A 19,858-nucleotide genomic window follows, 5' to 3' on the forward strand; every position below is an offset into this window, starting at 1 on the left:
AACGATCATTGGATTTCACCTTTCTACCTACATAAGAAGAAAATCGGAAGAATTTTTAAGTAGTGATCTAATAATTATGACGCATCCAATTTTCAATTCGGACATTTGGTCACTTGATAATACAATTGATTTTTCATCTTGGGACATACTTATCCCTGATAAAGTGTTTGAACGAGTTAAAATACAGGTTTTCGGCTAAAAAAAATTTTTTCATCACTAGATACTACGAATGTGTTTTTGAAGTCGCGGAGTTATACAGGTATAAACTCTTTTTTTTTGGAATCAATTTTTTTCAATTAATTTCTTTAACAGTTATCGTTTCAAAAGGTGTACCTTTTTAACCCTATTAAAAATATAGTTTTTCATATTTTCTAAAGGTGGTATTTTTACTTTTGGAACGTATCTAATATACGACATACCTTTAGAAACGAAATTGTGTATAATTACAATATAACGGTAAAGGTAGGGATCAAATTTGGCCAAAAAACGATTTGCATATATACGTGTTTCTGATAAGGATCAAAACGAGGCACGACAAGTTGAAACGATGAAAAAAGAAGGCATTGAAGAAAGAGATGTATTTATAGAAAAAATGAGTGGTAAAAATTTTGAACGGCCAAAATACCAACTATTGAAACAGTTGGTTCGTGAAGGCGATGAAATAGTTTTTGATTCCATTACACGAATGGGAAGATCTATGAATGAAACTTTAAAAGAATATGAGTGGTTTGTAGAAAATGGGGTAGAGTTAAAGTTTATTAAGGAGCCAATGATCAATACTTCCAATGAACAGGATGATATTATTAAACAGGCCATTCAGCGTGTAATCTTGACCGTATTAGCTGCTTTTGCGGAAAAGGAACGGTTGGATATTAAAATTAGACAAGCTGAAGGTATAGAAGCAGCAAAAGCGAAAGGGAAACATTTAGGCCGTCCAAAAGCCGTTATTACTCCGGAATTTGAATTAGCTTATAAACAATGGAACAATAATGAAATTACTGCTGTAGAGGCAATGAAAAAAGCTAACGTATCAAAAACAACTTTTTATAGACTAGTAAAACAATTAAAGGAAAATAGTTCTGAAAAATCAGAGGGAAGTTCAATAAGGGGAAGTGATTAAGTGTTTCAGCAAGTTATTTTAGATAGAATGGTTAAAATTACTCCGGTAGAAGGTCGAATATATGAGATGTTAAAATATAATAATCATTGGCATAGATATGATGGTAAAGTTACAGAAAGACACGATAAATCCTTGTGTGGAGAAGTTTTTTTAAAGACAAATGAAACTGATTATATTTGTGCTAATATAGAAGAATTTAGAGATTTGGAATTTTGTCCAGATTGTTTGACAATCTGGCATGAGAAGATAGAAGAAATTTTCGAGACAAATCAAATGTTAGGACATTTCCAATTAAGGTTAAGTGAAGAAAATTCGGAGTTTTTAAAACTATTTATAGAGAATGAAGGCTATGATAGGTTAAATGAAATAGTAAATAAACTACTATACCATCATTTGAGAGAAAATAATCTATTGGATAAATTAAGGAACAAGATGAGTCAAAGGCAAAATTAATAAAAACATACGTTAGGAATCATCGGCATGATTTTATTGAACAGGTGGACGGAGTTTAAAAGAATGGTTTGAAAAAAGGATCTTCAAGTGAAGATCCTTTTGTTTATTTATATGGATACATAGTCACAACCATTTTATATGTTGTACCATTTTCTACCTTATTGTAATATATTACTCTAACATACTGGTTTACACTTATATTGAAAGCTTCTGCCTTGTAATTACCATTAGATAATTTAGTATTTGTTCCACCAGAAACAACTGCTCCAGCAATCGTTGCCATTTCTGAACGGCTTAAATCCCGACTAAATTGGCTTTTACTTTGACCATCAACGATGCTGATCCTTTACCTGGAGCAGCCAAATGGTAGTACTGAATATGACAGGCCCCATTACTTTTATTTCCATTTATTACTTTAACATTACCGTATCCATATGAGGCTCCGAGATAATTACCAGTGTTACAATAATCAGTAGCAGCATGTGTTGTCTGGGGTGATAATACTACAGAGAAAGAAAAAACTAGTGTTAGTGCAAGAAAAAAGCTTAAAAATTTCTTCATTACTAAACCTCCCATTTTTTGGTATAATATGATTCTAGCAGAATTAATTGGAATAACCAACAAATATTGGTAAAAAAAGGTATAAATTACTATTTTTAGTATTAATTGAATATAAGGAGGAATTACTATGTTAGAACACGAATGTTATTCATTTAGTCGTTTATTTTTAAATAGCAATATTGAATTCTTTTTTATTCAAGGAGTAAATGATTCGGATAATTTCGATGAATATTGGGACGGAAGAACTATAGAAGTAATAGGATACGCTGTAATTTACATTGATTTTGAAACAAATGAACAAAAAAACTTTATATATTTAATTGATAAAGATAATAGAAAATATGATAATGTAATTAAATATACAAAAAAATTTATCGCACAAATGTCTTTATCTGAAAAACTTTCCGATAGGGAAAACTTTAAAATTATAAAAACAGATATACACGTTAAATTGGTATCAAAACCATATAAAAATTTTATAAAAAGCATTGTAAAAAGTGAAATTCCTGAGTTTGTTTTAGATGAATTAGACTGAAAGGTATAAAAATAGCGGGGTTCGTTTTATAGGACTATTGTTTTTCATATCTTATAATTAAGGGCAAGGTCAAAATTAAGCCCTGCCTTCTTTTACTTTTAGATTTAATTGAAAACTCCTTATGAAATCTACCAGCACAATACTATTTTAGTACATGTAGGCTGAAGTCTTTTGCTCATTCATTATAAAATTTTAATGGCAATTTAAGTTGGAATGGAACCAAAAATAAAATGTAGCTTCTCCTCTCGTTAATTTTTTGTACAAATCAGTCCAATATCACCAAGAAAAGCTATGCTGAAATGCATAGCTTTTCTTGGTGATATTTTTACGGTTCCGTTTTGTCGAAAGTTATTGGTATCAAATGTCATATGTTTTATGGTTTACAATTTACGTTCGAGTGCTATACTAAAAGTGGATATAGATTTTCTCACGAAGCCGAGTGGTGTCGTCTTCGCGTATAGCAATTACATCGTTACGAATTTCGTATGGGCCGGAACCCCATCGAAAATCAAAGCTCAAATTATCAAGAATGTTGGGCGGCAAATGGGTTCGATTCCCACCAACAAGTAAAGTAGAAGCTCTTGCCGGAGCCCTACTTAGGAAGAACACGTTTTACCTAGTGTTCTTGTTGGTATCATTGTCTAAGATACCAATAAAGAAAAAAGTCCTCCTGACTAGAGGGCTTTTTTCGTTTTTCCATAACATATTAGGGAGGATCGTTCGCCTCATATACTCCCATCTTTTTGAGTGGTGTATTCGTTGGCAGGGGCATACCACTTTTCCAGCCTTTTGTGGGTGACTAGTCCACGCAAAACGTACTTCATGGCTTTACGGCTCGTATATTTCGGGTAATAAATCCTTATAATATGTTTTAGGTTATTGCTTCAAAAAAGAAGCAATGATTGGTGCTATAAATTCAGGTTGGAGAGATTTAAGGTCAACTCCAAGTTGTGGTGCAAACACGATAAATGCTAAAAAAGTAATTAGCATTACCCAAGGCATTATGGCTGTCAAAATGGCAGCTGTGCCTTGGGCACGTGTGTTGTAAACAGTGGCTTCCTGTAAGGAAGTTTTTTTCTTTTTGGATATTGATTTTTTCACTTAGCCCATCCTCCTTTCTTGGAAAGATGAAGATGGGCACCTACCGTCTTCTATTCTATCACGCTTATGTTCTCTCTTAATAGTAATTTATTACTGAAATACTTTTGGCAGGTAGGCCTTCGGAAGTCCTTTCTCTAGTAAATGTTTACGTTTTAGAAGAGGTAGCTAATGAGGTGACGAGAAAATAATCTTAGTTTCATCTCATTTAGGGGTAGCGTCAGGAAAATGCGGATTTACAACGTTAAGGTGGCTTCAATTTTTAGAAGCCTAATTTCCCAGTACCTGAGAACTTAGGCTTTTTCTTCGCTTTATTAGAGCTATGATATTTCAAATACCATACCCGTTCATCCCTTATAAGCTTTTGAAAACCATAATGAGAGCAACTCCAATTAGGACTCCTACGACAGTCATTAAAACGCTTCTTAATTTCATTATCTCTTTTTCCTCCTACCTGTTTTTGTTTTGTTGCTGAGAAATTGCTTACTCTAAGTTTGTGTTTAATCAATCCTACGTTTTCTATAAATAACTATTGTAATAACTATTGATATAGTTACCCACACCAACAGCACAAGTAAATTTTCAATAATTCCGTTAAATCCTTCTCCGCTGCTTAGACCAAACCAAATAGCGTTTAGTTGCTCATTTGGTAAATAATCAATGATCGTTAAAAGAGTTTTATTTTCCACCATTGATTTAAACATAGAACCCATTCCAAATATCACCAATACGGGCATTCCAATAATACTCGTTTCCATCACTGTTCTGGAAAGCAAGCCAAGAATGGTTCCAGTTGCAAGATAAAAAACCAAACCTAATAGAACACTTACTATAAATAACGGTGGGGATGGAACCTTGTAGTCTGATAAAAAGATCGATCCAATAATGACAACAATGGACATGACAGCAGATAATGTACTTTTTCCTACAAAAATTTCAGCTGTACTGGCAGGCGATAACAACAATCCCCTTAATGTATTTTTCTCTTTTTCCTCTGCAACCATTGCAGCTTGAATAAAAGCACCTGCTATAATAAGAGAAAGATTGATTGGATATGTACTAAAAACTGTATTTTCTTCACCCATTCTCCCTAACCATGCCGCAAAAACTAAAGGGATTGCTAATGTGAAAATTACATAGGAATTCCTTTGTAGGTCTTTCCAGTCCTTTATAAAAATTGCATTTACTCGTTTAAATGAAAATGTCATTATAGGTTCCTCCCTGTTAATTGTACGAAAATATCTCCAAGTGTCGGCTCATTGGAATGAATCGTCAAAATCTGCCCATCTTTCATATATTGGTAGATTTCCTTTGCTCCTTCTTCGTCTTTCTCAACAACCACTGTACGATTTCCTTTTAATAAAAGGGAAATTGTTGAATTTTCTTGTTGCGCTCTTACATTTCGAGGTGTATCAAGTAGCATGATCTCTCCGTTATTCAAGAACGCGACTCGATCACAAAGGTCTTCTGCCTCCTGCATATCATGGGTTGTTAGAAAAATGGTGGTCCCTTCTTTATTTAATTTTTTTAAGCCCGCATGAATATGCTTTGTATTAACTGGATCTAAGGCAGAAGTTGGTTCGTCTAAAAAGAGAAGATCTGGTTTATGTAAGATAGCTCTTGCCAATGTAACCCGTTGTTTCATCCCTTTTGATAGGTTTTGAACTCGTTTCTTCATATCTTGTATTAGATTAACTGATTCAAGAACCTCGCTGATTCTGCTTTTGTCCACCTCATATAAATCACAATATAATGCAAGGTTATCGTAGATACTAAGTCGATCATAAAGACCACTATTATCCGTTAAGATTCCGATTCTCTTCATGTAAGCTGGATCTTTTAATTTATCGATTGGTTGACCGAACACCATAACCTCTCCAGCTGTTGGATGAAGTTGGGCTGTTAAAATTTTAATCGTTGTCGTTTTACCAGAACCACTTGGTCCTAAGAAACCAATTGTTTCTCCTTTTTTTACTTCAAAATTTACATTTTTTAAAGCCATCTTGTTTTCAAATGATTTAACAAGTTCTTTCACTACAATAACATTTTCCATTTCCATTACTCCTTCTCACGTTTTCGCTTTCTTGATTCAAGTTTAGCTACAATATTAAACCAATGCAGTAATATCAAGGTGAAAGGAGTGTAAGTATGGATGAATGGAATCAAATTTCGGGTGAATTGATCATATTTTTAGTTCAATAAACCGTTTTTAAACAGGAATAGAAGGTTAAAATCCGATAATATTTTTCAACTCATTTAACTTTCCTTTAGATAGTGGAACAGAGCTTTTCTCAGAATCCTCAAGAATGAGACTGTAGCTATTTCTGGTCCAAGTAATCACTTCACGTACTTTTTGTAAATTGACGATATAGGATCGATGACAGCGAAAGAATCCAAATGGATGTAAACGTTCAGACAGCTCATCTCATAAGCCCCAAAATGAACTTGGACAATAAGAGTAATATTTATTATACTGCTTAATGTACCAAGGAGGCTGACATCATGAAACGAATAAAACATTCTAAAGAATTTAAATTACAAGTCATCAAGGAAGCCCAAGACACAGGGAAGAATACCCTTGTAGCTCGCCGGTATGATCTGAATCCCAATATGGTTAGTCGCTGGGTTCGTGAATACAAAGATGGTAAATTTGGTGAAGTAGATGTGGCTGTGCTGCCAGATATAGACTCCAAAGAATTATCCAAAGAAAATGAAAAACTTAAAATGTTATTAGGTGAAAAAGACCTTGAAATAGCGATCCTGAGGGATCTTATAAAAAAGAAAAACCCTCACTTGCTGAAAAGCATGAAGTAGCTAACAAATGGATTCAAAAAGGCTACTCGATTTCAAAGGTGCTTAAAATCATAGGTATTCCTCGATCCACATACTACTATCAAAAGAATTATCGTGTTGAGGAGAAAAAAGTAAGTGAGGGACGTCCAGCACCAGGTTATTCGATCCAAGAGGACGGTCAAAAGATATCAGACGAACAGATTAAAGAATTTCTACTAGAAGAGATTGCCGGTGATTGCTATAACTATGGTTATCGCAAACTCACTAAGGTCTTAAGGCGAAAATACAAACTTAAAATTAACAAGAAAAAAGTATACCGGATTTGTAAAGAATTGGGCATCTTACGCCCACAGCGCCAAAAGAAAGTCTCATACCCTAGGAAACTAGCAAGAAATCGCATTATTACAAGATCTAATCAGCTATGGGAAGCTGACATTAAATATGGCTTTATCGAAGGTGAGGATCGCTTTTTCTTTGTCATGTCCATCATCGATGTTTATGACAGGGGCATCATTACCTATCATATGGGATTAAGCTGCACTGGAGATGATGTCAAACAGACACTGAAAAGGGCATTATTAAAACGCCAACAATATGATGAATTGGAAAAACCTGTAATCCGAACAGACAATGGACCGCAGTTTATTTCCCATACTTTTGAAAAGTTTTGTGAAGATTCCAAAATTGAGCACGAAAGAATTCCACCAAGAACACCAAATATGAATGCTCATATTGAGTCTTTCCATCGCATTTTTGAGGACGATTGCCTATCCAGATGGCAGTTTGAAACCTACACAGAAGCATATCAAGAAGTCATGAATTTTATGGAGTTCTACAACGAGAGACGTATGCATTCTAGTATACTAGATTTGTCACCAAAGGAATTCTATCAAAAACAAGATTCATTGGTGATCAAGGAGGTTCGGGTGTAATGGATGTATTCATTCAAAGCATCAGCTTGATTTGGAGTGGCGGGCATGATAGCCTCGTTCGGCGATGCCAATGTTGTAAAACAGCTGGCTTCTTGGCAGGAGAATCATGCCCGCAGAGGCTCCATGTCAAGCAACATGGCCTTTTTGAAGAATAATGAAAGAAATCTATAAAATAAAAAACTGAGGAAATGAAAGAATAAGAGAGTTATTGTCCAAAATTCGGGGGTTAATCCGCTCTTTTGAAAATTTACGTTGTAGCAAAGTAGCTATTAGAATAACAAATGCCAACAGGAATGCTAACGCTGCTGCGTACCCCATCGTTCCGAGCGTCTTAAAGGCATATTGGTACACTAGAAGTACCACGGTTAAAGTTGAATTGTCCGGTCCACCAGAGCCGGCGGAGAAAATATACGATTGATCAAATAACTGAAACGTTCCGATGATGCCCATAATAACAACAAAGGATGTTACAGGTCTTAAGTTAGGAACGGTAATTTTCCAAAACCTTTGGAGCACATTGGCTCCATCTAGTTTAGCTGCTTCATATAGTGATTCTGGAATATCTTGAAGAGCTGCTAAGTATATCACCATAAAAAATGGCGCAGTAGACCATATATTCATAAACATGATTGCATTCAAGGCAATAGCTGGGTCTCCTAAGAAATTATAGGTTGGAAGACCAATGAAATCCAAGATATTATTAATTAACCCATCTTTGTTATACATCCACATGAAGATTAAAGTAAGTACAGCAGATGATGTTAGGGTAGGTAAAAAGTAGACAATTCGAAAGAATGTTTGACCTTTTAATCCTGCATTTAATGTTGCAGCTAATACTAGCGCTAAAAATGTCTGGCACGGAACAACAATGACAACGTACTTAAATGTGTTCCAAAGTGCAATTTTTGCCCGTGTATCCTCCAGGATTCGTATAAAATTATCAAATGCAACAAAATCAAACGTGGCATTTCCTAATAATTGAACCTTATGAAATGATAGAAAAATAGTATAAAAGATTGGTCCGATGATAAAAAGTCCTAACACAATTAAAGCAGGAAACATAAAGGTATAACCCTGTCCTGTTTCGCGGAGAGCTTTTCTGGAAAACATCTTGGTCATTCCCACTCCACTCCTTTTCTTCTTCTTAAAATGAATGTTCTGGCTGTCAGAACTCGTTCCACCTATGTTTGTGCACATAAACAGAACGAATTCTACAGACTTATAAATGTAGAGGAAGGAAGACTCTCCTTCCTCTATGAAACTTGTTTTACTTACTTAGCATCAATTTCACTATTTGCTTGTTTTTCTGCTTCCTTCAATGCATCAGCAAGATCAGCCTGACCTAGGAACGCACTTAAGAACTGATTATTGAAGTTGTTCATAATAATTGGCAAATTGGTACCTTTTGACCAAACAGTAGCATAAGAAGCACCTTCAACTAGAGCTGTACGAAGTTCATCCTTATCATAGCCTAGCTCAGCTGCCACAGACTTACGTGTTGGAAGAGCATATCCTTTACTCGTCCAAGTCTTCATTCCTTCCTTACCAGTGAGGTAAGAAATAAGCTTCCAAGCAGCCTCTTTTTTCTCAGATTGAGCATTCATAACGTAAGCAACAGAGTACGCCATCGTCGATTTCTTACCATCCACCGCTGGAAGTTCAGCTGTTCCATACTCTACATCAGGGAAAGTATCTGCAAGGAATGGAATGGCCCAGTTTCCTTCAATAACCATAGCTGCTTTTTCTTGTCCGAATATTTCTCCCCCCCAGTTTACTCCCACTTCTTTTGGCTCCACAGCTGTTTTATCCACATTATGCATTTCAATAATTGGCTGAAGGCCTTCAACCACCTCAGAGGAAGCAAAGTTCGCTTTGTTATCCTTTACCACTTCTCCCCCTTTGGACTCTGCTAACCAATACATACGAGCTAATTCAGGAGCAACTCCGAATCCATAGACACCATCTTTAGTTAACTTCTTTGCAGCTTCACGGAATTCTTCCATCGTTTTAGGAACTTCCACACCTGCATCTGCTAACATCTTTTTGTTGTAAAATAAGGCCAAAGTAGAGTAATCTTTTGGGAAACCATACGTTTTTCCATCAACCACGAATGCTTCTGCCAATGGTTTCTCAAAATCTTCTACATCAAAATCTTCTGTAATAAACTCATCAAGCGGTTGAATGACACCTGTTTCAATAAGGGCCGGTGCTTCAAAGGCATCTAAATAGAACACATCCGCTGCCTCTCCACCTACCAAACGTGTTTTCATCACATCCATGTACTGCTCTGAAATCACTTCGTACTTCACATCAATATCTGGATGTTTCTTTTCAAAATCCTCAAGAGTCTGCTTTAATAGTTTTTCCTCTGTTGGATTTCCACCCCAACCAGCAAGGCTAACCTCGATTTTTTCTCCATCCTCTGTAGACCCATTCCCTTCCTTACTAGAAGCATCATCGCTACTACATCCAGATAATACCCCTGCCAATAATAAAGAAGTAACACCAATTGCTGAAAGCCATTTTTTTGATTTCATTTTAAAATCTCCTTTCAATCTAGGTTTTTATTAATAAAAAGGAATCCCTTGAAGGGACAATAAATAAAAATCAACGTCTATTTACAGACAGCTTGGTACCCTGATGAATTTTCCAATATAACAATCTCGTATTCTTCGTCCTGTCTTCTCGTAACCTGTAGAGATAGAATTCCTCCTCCAACACGAATGTTTTTCGCCGTTAGAGTATTCATCCCGCTTAATAGTTTAGGAGAAATAGTAATCTCCTTTTTAATACCATCTGGAAACAAACCTAATAGCGTTTGTACAAATACAAGTGGTGTACCTGCTGCCCATGCTTGTGGTGAGCAAGCCACTGGATATTTCACTGGTTTCCCTAATGAGTCAGAATAACCACAGAACAGCTCTGGCAGGCGTTCATATTCAAAGTAGTTGGATGCTGAAATTAACCCATCGATTACCTTATTGGCTTGTTCTTGATAACCTGTTTTACTCATACCAAGGAGAATCATGCTGTTATCGTGTGGCCACACACTTCCATCATGATAGCTAATCGGGTTATACCCTGCTTCCCCCTCACCCATTGTACGGATTCCATATCCTGAAAACATCTTCTCGGAAACGAGTGTATCTACAACAGCTTTTGATCGATCTTCATCCATCATCCCTGCTTGTAACACATGTCCTGGGTTGGAGGTAATCGTACCAACCTGCTTTTTATTCTCATCTAGTGCAATCGCATAGAAACCTACATCTTCCATCCAAAACTCTTGATCAAACTTTGTTTTTAGCTGGTGAGCCTGTTCTCGAAGAGTGGCAGCAATATCCACTTTACCGGTAGATTCATAAAGATTTGCAATTCCCATCTTTGCTTGGTAAACATAGCCCTGTACTTCAGCAAGAGCAATGGGCGTCTTTGCATACTCTCCATCCCGGTGGACGATGGAGTCCCCAGAATCTTTCCAACCTTGATTCGCAATTCCCTTACTTGATTCTTGATGATATTCCACGAATAGATCACCATCTCGGTCTCCATACTCATCAATCCAAATTAAAGCGTTTTCAATCACTTTCTGCATTTCCTCTACAAACTCAAAATCACCTGTCCAGTTTACATATTCCGTTAATAGAATAAGGAATAATGGTGTTGCATCAATGGTACCGTAATATGGAGTAAATGGAATTTGGTTGGTGTTGGCTAATTCCCCAAATCGGATTTCATGCATGATTTTTCCTGGCTGCTCATCTCTCCAAGGGTCTAATTTTGCACCTTGATATTGTGCCAGGGTCCGAAGTGTTCCTTTCGCTATCTCAGGGTTAAAAGAAAGCATTTGTAGGGCAGCAATTAAACTATCACGTCCAAACGGAACACCGAACCAAGGAAGACCCGCAACAGGAAATAAGCCGTACCCTAAGTCTGTAAGCAAAACCCGAAGATCTCCGATACCACGATCAATTAACTTTTGAAGGGGAACATAATCTGTCTCAACTTTAGTCGTAGCCTCTTCCCACTTACGATAGGAATCTTTTAACTGTAGCAAGGCTTCTTCCTTTGTAAGAAATTGTGTATTAGACGGTGACCCCACTTCTGGAAGAATGATTAACTGTAACGTTTCCTCTTGTTCATGCTCTAGGTTAAAGTGGAAGGTTACACGCCCAACTTGATCAACTTCCTTTGCTGTTTTGTCCCAGGAGACTTTTGTGTGGCGTTCAATATCATCTGCTCCCATATAAGAAAAAGTCATTGAATGATCTTCCACTTTCTGGCCAATCCTCTTTCCCACCTTACCTGTTTGAAAGCCTCTCACAATAAACATGTCTTTAAAATCGACATCAAGTTCGACTGATAAATCGAATTCTATAGATTTAGGAAAATAATTTTTCAAACGAATCGTCTCATAAAGAATACCTTTAGAAATGAAGCGAGTTCTTTCAATTTCTACAGATTCTCGCCACAGTATGAGTTCCCCATCTTTTTCTATATGTGGGTTGGTTAACATGATTTTAGCCAAATAATTTTCCTCAGCCTCTGATGCTAGAAGGATGGGCTCTTCTCCATTAATAAATAACTTTAGCTTACTAAGAAAACGAGTGTCCTTCGTATACAGTCCTAGCCCATACATGTGATCGACTGGAATATCACCTTTTTCATCTGTTAGTAAAAATAAATCGTCCTCTTTAATCACTCGGTAATCCATGGTGACCTCCTTTATGATGTTCATCATTTTTCCAAAACGTTTCGGATTTTGTGTAATAATAATTCATCCGAAACGTTTCGGATAATAGGGACAAAAAACTCCACCCCTAGAAGCTTTTTGTTATCGTTGATTCTCTTACAATGAGTTTCGTTCCTAGCGTTATAACCTGTGGGTCTGATTTTCCATCAAGCATACTAATTAATAGCTGCCCTGCTTGAAAGCCTAACTGATAGAAATTTTGAGAAATCGTTGTTAAAGGCGGTGTCGCATAAGAAGCAAGTAAGATATCATCGTATCCCATAATTGAAACATCCTCTGGTACTCGCAATCCCAATTCTTTCGCTGACGTAATGACGCCTAATGCCATCAAATCACTTGCACAAAATATAGCACTAATATCTGGATGTTTCGTTAGAAGTTCCTTCGCTACGACTGAGGCCGAATGTTCTTCAAACTTCCCATCATAAATCCACTCTTCCTTAACTGGGATATTGGACTCCTCTAATGCCAATTTATAGCCTTCTAAGCGTTTTTTGCTAACAAAAGCTTTACTGTGCCCATTAACCATAGCGATATTTCGATGGCCAAGCTCGATCAGATGCTCAACAGCCTTTTTAGCACCTGCCACATTATCAGTTGTAACATAACCAACATTTTCTGAGTGAACAGGAATATCAACCAAAACACAAGGAATATCACTTTCAACAACTTCCAACAGATACGGATCGTCTGTTTTAATTCCTTGAATGATGACTCCATCTACCCTTCTTTCTCTACAAAGTTGGGTGTATGTCTTTTCACGTTGCTTGGAAGAATTCGTGTTAAAAACCACTAAATCATAGTCACTTTCTGACGCAGAAGAGTTGATTCCTGATAGGATAGAAAAAATAATCTGGTCCTTTTCGCTTTCCCGATTCAAACCGGATACTAATAAACCAATTGTTTTGGAGACATTCATTACAAGTCCCCTAGCGAGAGTATTAGGACTGTAATTTAGCTCCTTTGCTAGAGTCATAATTTTTTTCCTTGTCTTCTCACTAACATCCGAATAACCATTTAATGCTCTGGAAACTGTAGTGACAGATACTCCAGCTGCTTTTGCTATATCTTTAATTGTTGTAGTCATACAATCCTCCAAAACGTTTCGGAAATATCTGTACATGTAGAATACTAAATTACGCAACCGTTTTCAATGTTTTTTTTATAAATTCTTTTAGACATCAAAACTAAACAAATATGTACCAACAAAAACCGACCTACTTTACGAAAAGAGGTCGGTTTCATTCATACTATTGATTTATTACTTTATCCCAGTAGAACTGATCCACTGCTGAGCCTCTTCTTCAGGGTTCCAATCATTGAGGATCAACTGTCCCTCTTTTGATACTTCAAGTGCCTTTGCGTTATGAACAGAAGTAATTCTCCATGTACCGTTATCATTTTTTGAAATGATCCAACGCTGATTATTATAGCCGAGATAATGATATAGCTGTATTTTATTTTGGCCGGTATCATAATCAAGTGCTTTGCCTCCCTCGGTTCGGATCGAGTACGAATCATACTCATCACCAGTTGGAACCAACTCCCAATTTGTTGCATTATCTGAGTCGGATACAGTCACTGGCTCTCCATTTTGAGACGAAGCTGTATATATGGCTTGATTTGTTGCTTTATTTGTAAAGCTTGTTTTCATTAAGTTTGCCTCTGATATTTGGCTAACTTTCACATTCTGATAAGAAGCTTGACCTCCAAATACATTGACACCAAAATGTCCTTCTGCAAAGGTGCCATCCTTTATATCTATGATTTTTTGTCCATCTACTGTGATCAGAATGTGAGGGCCTTTTGCTTCAATTTTTACCTTATACGTTTTTCCAGATTGAATAAAGGCAGGAACTCTCCCTATGACCATACGATCTTCAAAGCGACCATCTATTTTGTAAAAAAGACGAAAAGCTTTCATATTCGGATCAAGATTGAAGTAGTATCCGCTTCTTCCGTCTTCACTAGCCCTGAACAAAATGGACCCCGCTCCACCTGATTCACCCAGCATCATATCAGCTTCATACGTAAAGTCTCCAGCCGATTCACTAGCGACATAATTGGCATCACTTGTATACGTTCCACGAATACCGTTTTCTGTGACGGTCCATTTGGAAGCAGAGATATCTGTCTTCCATCCTGATAGATTCGTATAAAACTCCCCTTCAAATACCCTCACAATAACACTTTCAGAAGTTTTTCCATTTGGGGTAAAGGCGGTAATAAACGCTTCTCCTTTCCCACCGGCTTTAAGTACTACCTTCGAGTTAGTTGAGGAGGCAATCTTTACTACGTTCGGGTTGCTAGATTTCCATTTAATTGGCTGCGCACCTTTTCCTTTTCCAGACTCCATGGATGCGAATAAGATAAGTTCATCCCCCTTGCTCATCTCTCTTTGTTTCGTATCCATGAAAATTTTTGCAGTCCCCGGATTGTCTTCCGTCCAAGTGTTAGTTAAAGAATGGACTTTTAAGGAGAGTACATTCACTTCTCCACCCTTCGTGTAAAAGCTCATGCTACGACTGGATGGATCAGGAAAAATAACATCAGAAAAAACAACTTTTCCATCATTTGCAAATACTTCAATGGATGAATCATCTACAAAAATATTTAGTTTGATGCGCTTTTTTTCAGGCTTTAAAGGTGCTTCGTGTAAAGTAGAAAATGAGCTAGAGAAATCCGTCTCTCCTGACTCTGCACGATTAACAAACATTAGGTTTTCCCCTGTTTTGTATCCCACAACTGTTTTTTCTTCCACACCTTCACGAACTTGAAAACCAAATTCGGTTGTAGGGCTATTAGTTGGTATTTCAATTTCCGCTTCAATCTCAAATGATCCTGAAGAAAGTCCTTTTAACAGGTTCGATGCATTGGTTGGATGGATAACTTTGTTCTGCGTCTCAAAGATAGTGTTTCGAATGGACTGCAGTTCCTTAATTGGAGCTTGTGCAAGTCTGATTCCTTCCTCCGTATTCACTAGTCTGACTTCCCTCGGAATCGACAGCTCCCCCTTCCAACCGGTCGTTGGGAAAGCAAATGGATAATCCCAGTTTGTCATCCACGCCATCATCACACGACGGTTATCTGGCATATTGGCAAAGGACATGGATGCGTAAAACTCTTTCCCGTAATCTGTTTTGAGCACCTTTCCTGCCGTATTGTCATTGACGAATTTTCCATCAGTCGTTAAATGTCCGATAAAATATTCTGCATCAGACCCTTGCGTCTTTGGATTTGCTCCCGTGCTGATCATAAGAACCCACTTTTTCTCTCCTGTTCCTTCTACCTGAAGCTCAAACAGATCAGGGCATTCCCACACACCACCACGAACATAATCTCCATATCCGAAATTATCCGTAAGTGTCCAATCTATTAAATTGGTGGACGTAAAGAAGCGAATATGATCTCCTCCTGATACAACCATCACCCACCGATTATTGGCTTCATCACGTACCACCTTCGGATCACGGAAGTCCCAGCCACCTGGGTCGTCCCCATTCTTACCTGGATTTTCAATGACAATCGGGTGTTCCGTTGAATACTTCCAAGTTCGCCCCTGATCCGTGCTATACGCTAGACCAATTCGTTGGTTTCCATTCCATCCATCCGGATTAAATGAAGTGTAGTAAGCAATTAGCCCTTTTCCACCCGTATGAGTGAAAAGACCGGAAGCATTACTCGTATCCGCAATAGCTGAACCTGACCAAACATGACCGTGATCATTCCACGGTAACGCAATAGGAAGGCGTTTCCAGTTCACCAAATCTGTACTTACGGCATGAGCCCAAGTCCCTCCATCTTGGTGAAATAAATGATATTCACCTTCGTAATAAACAAGCCCATTCGGGTCACTAACCGAACCACGAGCTGGAGTATAATGATAATCTGGACGATATTTTTCTTTATAATAGTTTGTTGTTGGAACCACATACACATCTTGGAAGGCAGCAGATCCAGAGGTTACCGTGAACCCTACCATTCCCGTTGAATAGGTTTTATCTGAAATAGTTACAGCTGACTCTGAATATCCATCCACATACAGCTCGATTTGATCACCGTTCGCAATAACCTCTAGATGATGTTTGCTCCCTTCTTGGGAAGGATACGCCATTTCAGAGGTTTTCAGAATCGTACCATCCATCTTCTTCAATTGTGCTTTAACCGTGTTTCCTGCCTTAAATAGTACAGCCTCATATCCCTCTGTTCCTTGTTCATTTGTTCGAAAGGTGAGTGCTGCTTCTGATTGTTGCTCAGCAAAGGAAATATTTCCTTCAAGAACAAAGTCACTTTCACTTGTATGAAAAACATTTTTCGCTTTTATACCATCAACAGCACTTCCTTTTAAGCCATAAATAGATGGTTCCCAGGGCCCTTCCTTAACAAGAGAAGAACCTAGATTAGTAGAAAGCTCACTCACCTTTACATTTTGAAACAATGCTGAACCATCCCAGACATTCAGTCCAAGAAACCCCTTCTCATAGGAGGCATTGTTCACATCAATAACGGGCTCATATTTATTACCCCAATATACTTTGATATTGTCTTCTACCACCTTCACCTTCAGATGATAGATTCCCCCCTCTTGCAGTGTGACTGGATATTCTTCTTTTAATCTTGTTTCGTCACGTGCATCCCGGAGTCGAATCATTCCCGCATTCGGCACAATTTGGAGCATATAGGAGTCCCAACCATCTTCATTGGAACGAAAAACTAACGTCGCGTCTGCGTTCATATCCATAACTTTTATATCTGCTTCATAAATAAAATCTTGAGAAGTAACACTTGAGATAGCCATTACATTCTCATTGGGTTCTGAGGTCAGCAATAATCCCTGTTGTGTGTCTTCTAATGTCCCTTTTCCTTTCACTTGCCAGCCTGTTAGATTCGTATTGGCTTGTAATCCACTTTCTAAAATGGTTGCATCCTCCTTCGATTCGGTTGCCCATCCTGCCGTAGGGTGAATAGTAAAAGTTCCTACTAAGGAAGCAAGAAGTACAGTTACAAAAAATACAGAAGCCTTTTTTATGAAAGTTGGTTTCATCCTTTCCCCTCTCTTACAAATAAATGAATTTTTTCTGCTTCTCACTCATCAAACCCTTCACTTCGTCCTCGGTCGGCAAGGCTGATATAGCTCCGACCTTGGTACAAACCAATGCACCAACCATATTGCTGAAAGAAATCACATGTTTAAATTGCTCAAAGTCTTCTAAAACCTGTTTAGGATTCTCAAAACTAGACAACTGACAGAGAGTTGCTCCTACAAAAGCATCTCCTGCTCCCGTTGAATCAACGGAAGTGACTTTTATGCTAGGAACCATCTCACACTTTTGTCCATTGGAGATCATTGTTCCCTCTGTCCCTAAGGTGACTGCCAAAACTTTCACTCCCATTTGATGCAAACCCGTAATCCCTTCCTTTACATCGTCTAGCTCTGAGAGAATTCTTAATTCTTCCTCACTCACTTTTACAAAGTCAGCAATAGACATTCCTTGCTTTGACCACTCCTTAAAATCGGCCACTCTTCCTCTCCATAAAGAGGACCTATAGTTTGGATCGAACGATAGAAACTTTCCTCTTTCCTTTGCGTCCCTCATCAGACCTATATACGTAGATCGGAATGGTTCATTTAACAGGGCAGTGGCGGAACCGAAGTGAAGAATTTGATTTTTCATGATGCTCTCTTTATCCAATTCGTCCTCTGTTACAAACGCATCTGCTCCTCGGTTAAAAATAAAATCTCTTTCGCCATCTGCCTTTAAGGAAACAAACGCCTGTGTTGTTGGATGAGCTTGATCGAATAAAAGTAAGGAAGTATCTATATGAACATTCTCTAACGTTTGCTTTAAAAAATATCCAAATGGGTCATTTCCTACCTTGCCAGAAAACTGAGCTTTTCCCCCTAACTTCACGATCGCTGCACAAACATTAGCCGGTGCACCACCAGCCTGCTTTTCGAAATGTTTTCCGTCTATTAAGTCCACGTCCACATCTGTACAGAAAAAATCAATCAATAATTCCCCGATACAAAACACCGATAAATTGGTTGTCATACATCATCAACCTACCTTTTCAACATTCTCTAATTTTCGATTTACATCATTTCTCCCAAATGGAGGAAAGCTCAGCAAGTTCTACTGAAGAGATTTTGGTGATTCCATCCTTTGAAAAAATGACCATCTTGTTATATGGTTGATTCGGATAGACTAGACTTGTGCAAACAGCCTTTCCATCATTGGCAAATACCTCTACGGAAGATGTGTCTAGCCAAATTTGCAAGTGTAGTTGGTTGTTCTCTGTTTTTACAATTGCCTCCTGTATCGCAGCAAATGATTCAGAGAAATGCTTGATTCCTGCATTCACCCGGTCCACCGTTAGCTTTTCGACTACCGCATCATACTGAATGATGACTTTTTCCTGAATCGAATTTTCAAAGATCACTCCAAACGAAGTAGAATCTCTTTTTTCAAAGGAGATCTTCACTTCCATTAAGCTACTAAGCAAATCACAATGAAAGGGGTTGTTCGGTTCAAGTAATACTTCCTCAATAACTTCACTCTCATTTCGTAATACTTGAATCTCTGATACAACTTTCTGCACCACACGCACTCCCGATTCAGTAGTGGTGAGGAAAAGTTCTCTTGGCAATGTCATCGCACTACGCCACCCCTCGGTTGGGAGTAAGTTTGCATACCGCCAGTTGCTCATCCAGCCGATATAAATTCTTCTACCATCATCCTCAGGTACATCCGACCAGCTCACTCCTGCATAGTTATCTCTGCCAAAATCAAGCCAAAGAGTCGTATTATCACCATGTTCATTCACGAATGTCTTTCCATCGAATTGTCCAATGAAGTATTGTGTTCGGGAACCTTCTAGAAAAGCTGGATCATCGCCAATGCTAACAAGCATGACCCATCGCGTATTGCTTTGGTCACCATCTACAGGCAGTTCGAATAAGTCCGGGCATTCCCACACTCCATCATGTGACCCTGCTTGATGTCCAAACTCACTAGCAAACTCCCACTCTATTAAATTACAAGAGGTATACAGGGTGACTGTTTGACCAGTTGCTAAAATCATCACCCATTTGTTGGACTCCGGATGCCAAAATACCTTTGGATCTCGGTAATCAGTAATCTCCTCGTCTGAAAGCACGGGATTTCCTTCGTATTTTATCCATGTTCGTCCGTTATCCTTGCTGTATGCCAGGCTTTGGCGTTGTCTTGGTCTCTCAGAATCCGGATACGTGTCATGGCTCGTATAAATAGCTACTAATCCTGCTTTTCCATCAAAGAAGCCCGTCGTATCATTCCAGTCGACCACGGCACTTCCAGAAAAAATCGTTCCATGCTCATCCGGATGCAGCGCAATGGGAAGCTGCTCCCAATGAACCAAATCTTTACTCACTGCATGCCCCCAGTGCATCGGTCCCCATGTTGTACCAAACGGATGATGTTGATAGAACAAATGGTATTCTCCTTCAAAGAACACCATTCCATTTGGGTCATTCATCCACTTTTCTTCAGGGGAATAATGATATTGAGGTCTGTGCTTTTCTTTATATCGTGTTTTAATCATGCTTTTTCCGCTCCTTTTTTTATAAATATAAG

18 protein-coding genes and 1 pseudogene are annotated in these 19,858 nt (G+C 38.1%); 6 read left to right on the forward strand and 13 right to left on the reverse strand.

The genetic code is table 11. From position 1 onward, the window contains the following. Positions 1-475: 475 nt before the first annotated feature. Together MKX65_RS20805 and MKX65_RS20810 are read left to right on the forward strand one after the other, a co-directional pair. A complete protein-coding gene (locus MKX65_RS20805) occupies positions 476-1,120 on the forward strand; it encodes a recombinase family protein (RefSeq protein ID WP_340905398.1) in 645 nt (214 codons plus the stop codon). Continuing rightward, complete coding sequence (locus MKX65_RS20810; RefSeq protein ID WP_340905399.1) at positions 1,121-1,573, forward strand: hypothetical protein; 453 nt, start codon at positions 1,121-1,123, stop codon at positions 1,571-1,573. A gap of 103 nt (positions 1,574-1,676) precedes the next feature. Here MKX65_RS20810 and MKX65_RS20815 read toward each other — a convergent pair whose 3' ends face one another. After that, positions 1,677-1,856: a hypothetical protein gene (locus MKX65_RS20815; RefSeq protein WP_340905400.1), complete on the reverse strand. Its 180-nt coding sequence runs from the start codon at positions 1,854-1,856 to the stop codon at positions 1,677-1,679. Between the two features lie 11 nt (positions 1,857-1,867). After that, positions 1,868-2,134 carry a hypothetical protein gene (locus MKX65_RS20820; protein ID WP_340905401.1) on the reverse strand — a complete coding sequence of 89 codons (267 nt, stop codon included), beginning with the start codon at positions 2,132-2,134 and terminating at the stop codon, positions 1,868-1,870. 127 nt (positions 2,135-2,261) lie between these two features. On the opposite strand from MKX65_RS20820, the gene MKX65_RS20825 reads away from it, so the two are divergent. Beyond that, positions 2,262-2,669 carry a hypothetical protein gene (locus MKX65_RS20825; RefSeq protein ID WP_340905402.1) on the forward strand — a complete coding sequence of 136 codons (408 nt, stop codon included), beginning with the start codon at positions 2,262-2,264 and terminating at the stop codon, positions 2,667-2,669. 876 nt (positions 2,670-3,545) lie between these two features. Here the strand turns inward: MKX65_RS20825 and MKX65_RS20830 are convergent. From MKX65_RS20830 to MKX65_RS20845, 4 genes and pseudogenes are all read right to left on the reverse strand, one after another. Continuing rightward, a complete protein-coding gene (locus tag MKX65_RS20830) occupies positions 3,546-3,770 on the reverse strand; it encodes a hypothetical protein (RefSeq protein WP_340905403.1) in 225 nt (74 codons plus the stop codon). Between the two features lie 497 nt (positions 3,771-4,267). After that, the gene (locus MKX65_RS20835; RefSeq protein WP_340905404.1) at positions 4,268-4,975 is read right to left on the reverse strand and encodes an ABC transporter permease; all 708 of its coding nucleotides are present in this window, start codon (positions 4,973-4,975) and stop codon (positions 4,268-4,270) included. Continuing rightward, a complete protein-coding gene (locus MKX65_RS20840; RefSeq protein WP_340905405.1) occupies positions 4,975-5,820 on the reverse strand; it encodes an ABC transporter ATP-binding protein in 846 nt (281 codons plus the stop codon). Before MKX65_RS20840 ends, MKX65_RS20835 begins: the two co-directional genes overlap by 1 nt. A 174-nt stretch (positions 5,821-5,994) precedes the next feature. Beyond that, positions 5,995-6,192 (reverse strand): annotated as a pseudogene (locus MKX65_RS20845) (LytTR family DNA-binding domain-containing protein); the annotation flags it as partial. 77 nt (positions 6,193-6,269) lie between these two features. On the opposite strand from MKX65_RS20845, the gene MKX65_RS27165 reads away from it, so the two are divergent. From MKX65_RS27165 to MKX65_RS20855, 3 genes are read left to right on the forward strand one after another with little or no spacing between them, the layout of a single operon-like run. Next, the gene (locus tag MKX65_RS27165) at positions 6,270-6,581 is read left to right on the forward strand and encodes a transposase (RefSeq protein WP_016205489.1); all 312 of its coding nucleotides are present in this window, start codon (positions 6,270-6,272) and stop codon (positions 6,579-6,581) included. A gap of 11 nt (positions 6,582-6,592) precedes the next feature. Then, positions 6,593-7,492, forward strand: coding sequence for an IS3 family transposase (locus MKX65_RS20850; RefSeq protein ID WP_040344397.1), 900 nt, complete (start codon positions 6,593-6,595; stop codon positions 7,490-7,492). A 45-nt stretch (positions 7,493-7,537) separates the two neighbouring features. Continuing rightward, a complete protein-coding gene (locus MKX65_RS20855; RefSeq protein WP_263479876.1) occupies positions 7,538-7,663 on the forward strand; it encodes a hypothetical protein in 126 nt (41 codons plus the stop codon). Here the strand turns inward: MKX65_RS20855 and MKX65_RS20860 are convergent. From MKX65_RS20860 to MKX65_RS20890, 7 genes are all read right to left on the reverse strand, one after another. Beyond that, positions 7,658-8,611 carry a carbohydrate ABC transporter permease gene (locus MKX65_RS20860; protein WP_340905406.1) on the reverse strand — a complete coding sequence of 318 codons (954 nt, stop codon included), beginning with the start codon at positions 8,609-8,611 and terminating at the stop codon, positions 7,658-7,660. The genes MKX65_RS20855 and MKX65_RS20860 overlap by 6 nt on opposite strands. Before the next feature lie 152 nt (positions 8,612-8,763). After that, complete coding sequence (locus MKX65_RS20865; protein ID WP_340905407.1) at positions 8,764-10,029, reverse strand: ABC transporter substrate-binding protein; 1,266 nt, start codon at positions 10,027-10,029, stop codon at positions 8,764-8,766. A gap of 77 nt (positions 10,030-10,106) precedes the next feature. Continuing rightward, positions 10,107-12,206, reverse strand: a complete 2,100-nt coding sequence (locus MKX65_RS20870; RefSeq protein ID WP_340905408.1) for an amylo-alpha-1,6-glucosidase — start codon at positions 12,204-12,206, stop codon at positions 10,107-10,109. Positions 12,207-12,312: 106 nt separating this feature from the next. Further along, on the reverse strand, positions 12,313-13,332 hold the full coding sequence (locus MKX65_RS20875) for a LacI family DNA-binding transcriptional regulator (protein ID WP_340905409.1): 1,020 nt from the start codon (positions 13,330-13,332) through the stop codon (positions 12,313-12,315). 174 nt (positions 13,333-13,506) lie between these two features. Then, complete coding sequence (locus MKX65_RS20880; RefSeq protein ID WP_340905410.1) at positions 13,507-17,289, reverse strand: GH32 C-terminal domain-containing protein; 3,783 nt, start codon at positions 17,287-17,289, stop codon at positions 13,507-13,509. Positions 17,290-17,302: 13 nt separating this feature from the next. Further along, entirely contained in the window at positions 17,303-18,298 is a 996-nt protein-coding gene (locus MKX65_RS20885; RefSeq protein ID WP_340905411.1) for a carbohydrate kinase family protein, read from the reverse strand. A 46-nt stretch (positions 18,299-18,344) separates the two neighbouring features. Then, on the reverse strand, positions 18,345-19,826 hold the full coding sequence (locus MKX65_RS20890) for a glycoside hydrolase family 32 protein (RefSeq protein WP_340905412.1): 1,482 nt from the start codon (positions 19,824-19,826) through the stop codon (positions 18,345-18,347). Positions 19,827-19,858 lie beyond the last annotated feature (32 nt).

Origin of the sequence: Robertmurraya sp. FSL R5-0851 (genome assembly GCF_038002965.1) — a bacterium.
Lineage (GTDB): Bacteria > Bacillota > Bacilli > Bacillales > Cytobacillaceae > Robertmurraya_A > Robertmurraya_A beringensis.

Coding starts and splice junctions, on each gene's coding strand:
- MKX65_RS20890 (WP_340905412.1), bottom strand. CDS start 19,826: ATGATTAAAACACGATATAAAGAAAAGCACAGACCTCAATATCATTAT.
- MKX65_RS20815 (WP_340905400.1), bottom strand. CDS start 1,856: ATGGCAACGATTGCTGGAGCAGTTGTTTCTGGTGGAACAAATACTAAA.
- MKX65_RS20835 (WP_340905404.1), bottom strand. CDS start 4,975: ATGACATTTTCATTTAAACGAGTAAATGCAATTTTTATAAAGGACTGG.
- MKX65_RS20840 (WP_340905405.1), bottom strand. CDS start 5,820: ATGGAAAATGTTATTGTAGTGAAAGAACTTGTTAAATCATTTGAAAAC.
- MKX65_RS20855 (WP_263479876.1), top strand. CDS start 7,538: ATGATAGCCTCGTTCGGCGATGCCAATGTTGTAAAACAGCTGGCTTCT.
- MKX65_RS20880 (WP_340905410.1), bottom strand. CDS start 17,289: ATGAAACCAACTTTCATAAAAAAGGCTTCTGTATTTTTTGTAACTGTA.
- MKX65_RS20825 (WP_340905402.1), top strand. CDS start 2,262: ATGTTAGAACACGAATGTTATTCATTTAGTCGTTTATTTTTAAATAGC.
- MKX65_RS20860 (WP_340905406.1), bottom strand. CDS start 8,611: ATGACCAAGATGTTTTCCAGAAAAGCTCTCCGCGAAACAGGACAGGGT.
- MKX65_RS20820 (WP_340905401.1), bottom strand. CDS start 2,134: ATGAAGAAATTTTTAAGCTTTTTTCTTGCACTAACACTAGTTTTTTCT.
- MKX65_RS20885 (WP_340905411.1), bottom strand. CDS start 18,298: ATGACAACCAATTTATCGGTGTTTTGTATCGGGGAATTATTGATTGAT.
- MKX65_RS20875 (WP_340905409.1), bottom strand. CDS start 13,332: ATGACTACAACAATTAAAGATATAGCAAAAGCAGCTGGAGTATCTGTC.
- MKX65_RS20865 (WP_340905407.1), bottom strand. CDS start 10,029: ATGAAATCAAAAAAATGGCTTTCAGCAATTGGTGTTACTTCTTTATTA.
- MKX65_RS27165 (WP_016205489.1), top strand. CDS start 6,270: ATGAAACGAATAAAACATTCTAAAGAATTTAAATTACAAGTCATCAAG.
- MKX65_RS20870 (WP_340905408.1), bottom strand. CDS start 12,206: ATGGATTACCGAGTGATTAAAGAGGACGATTTATTTTTACTAACAGAT.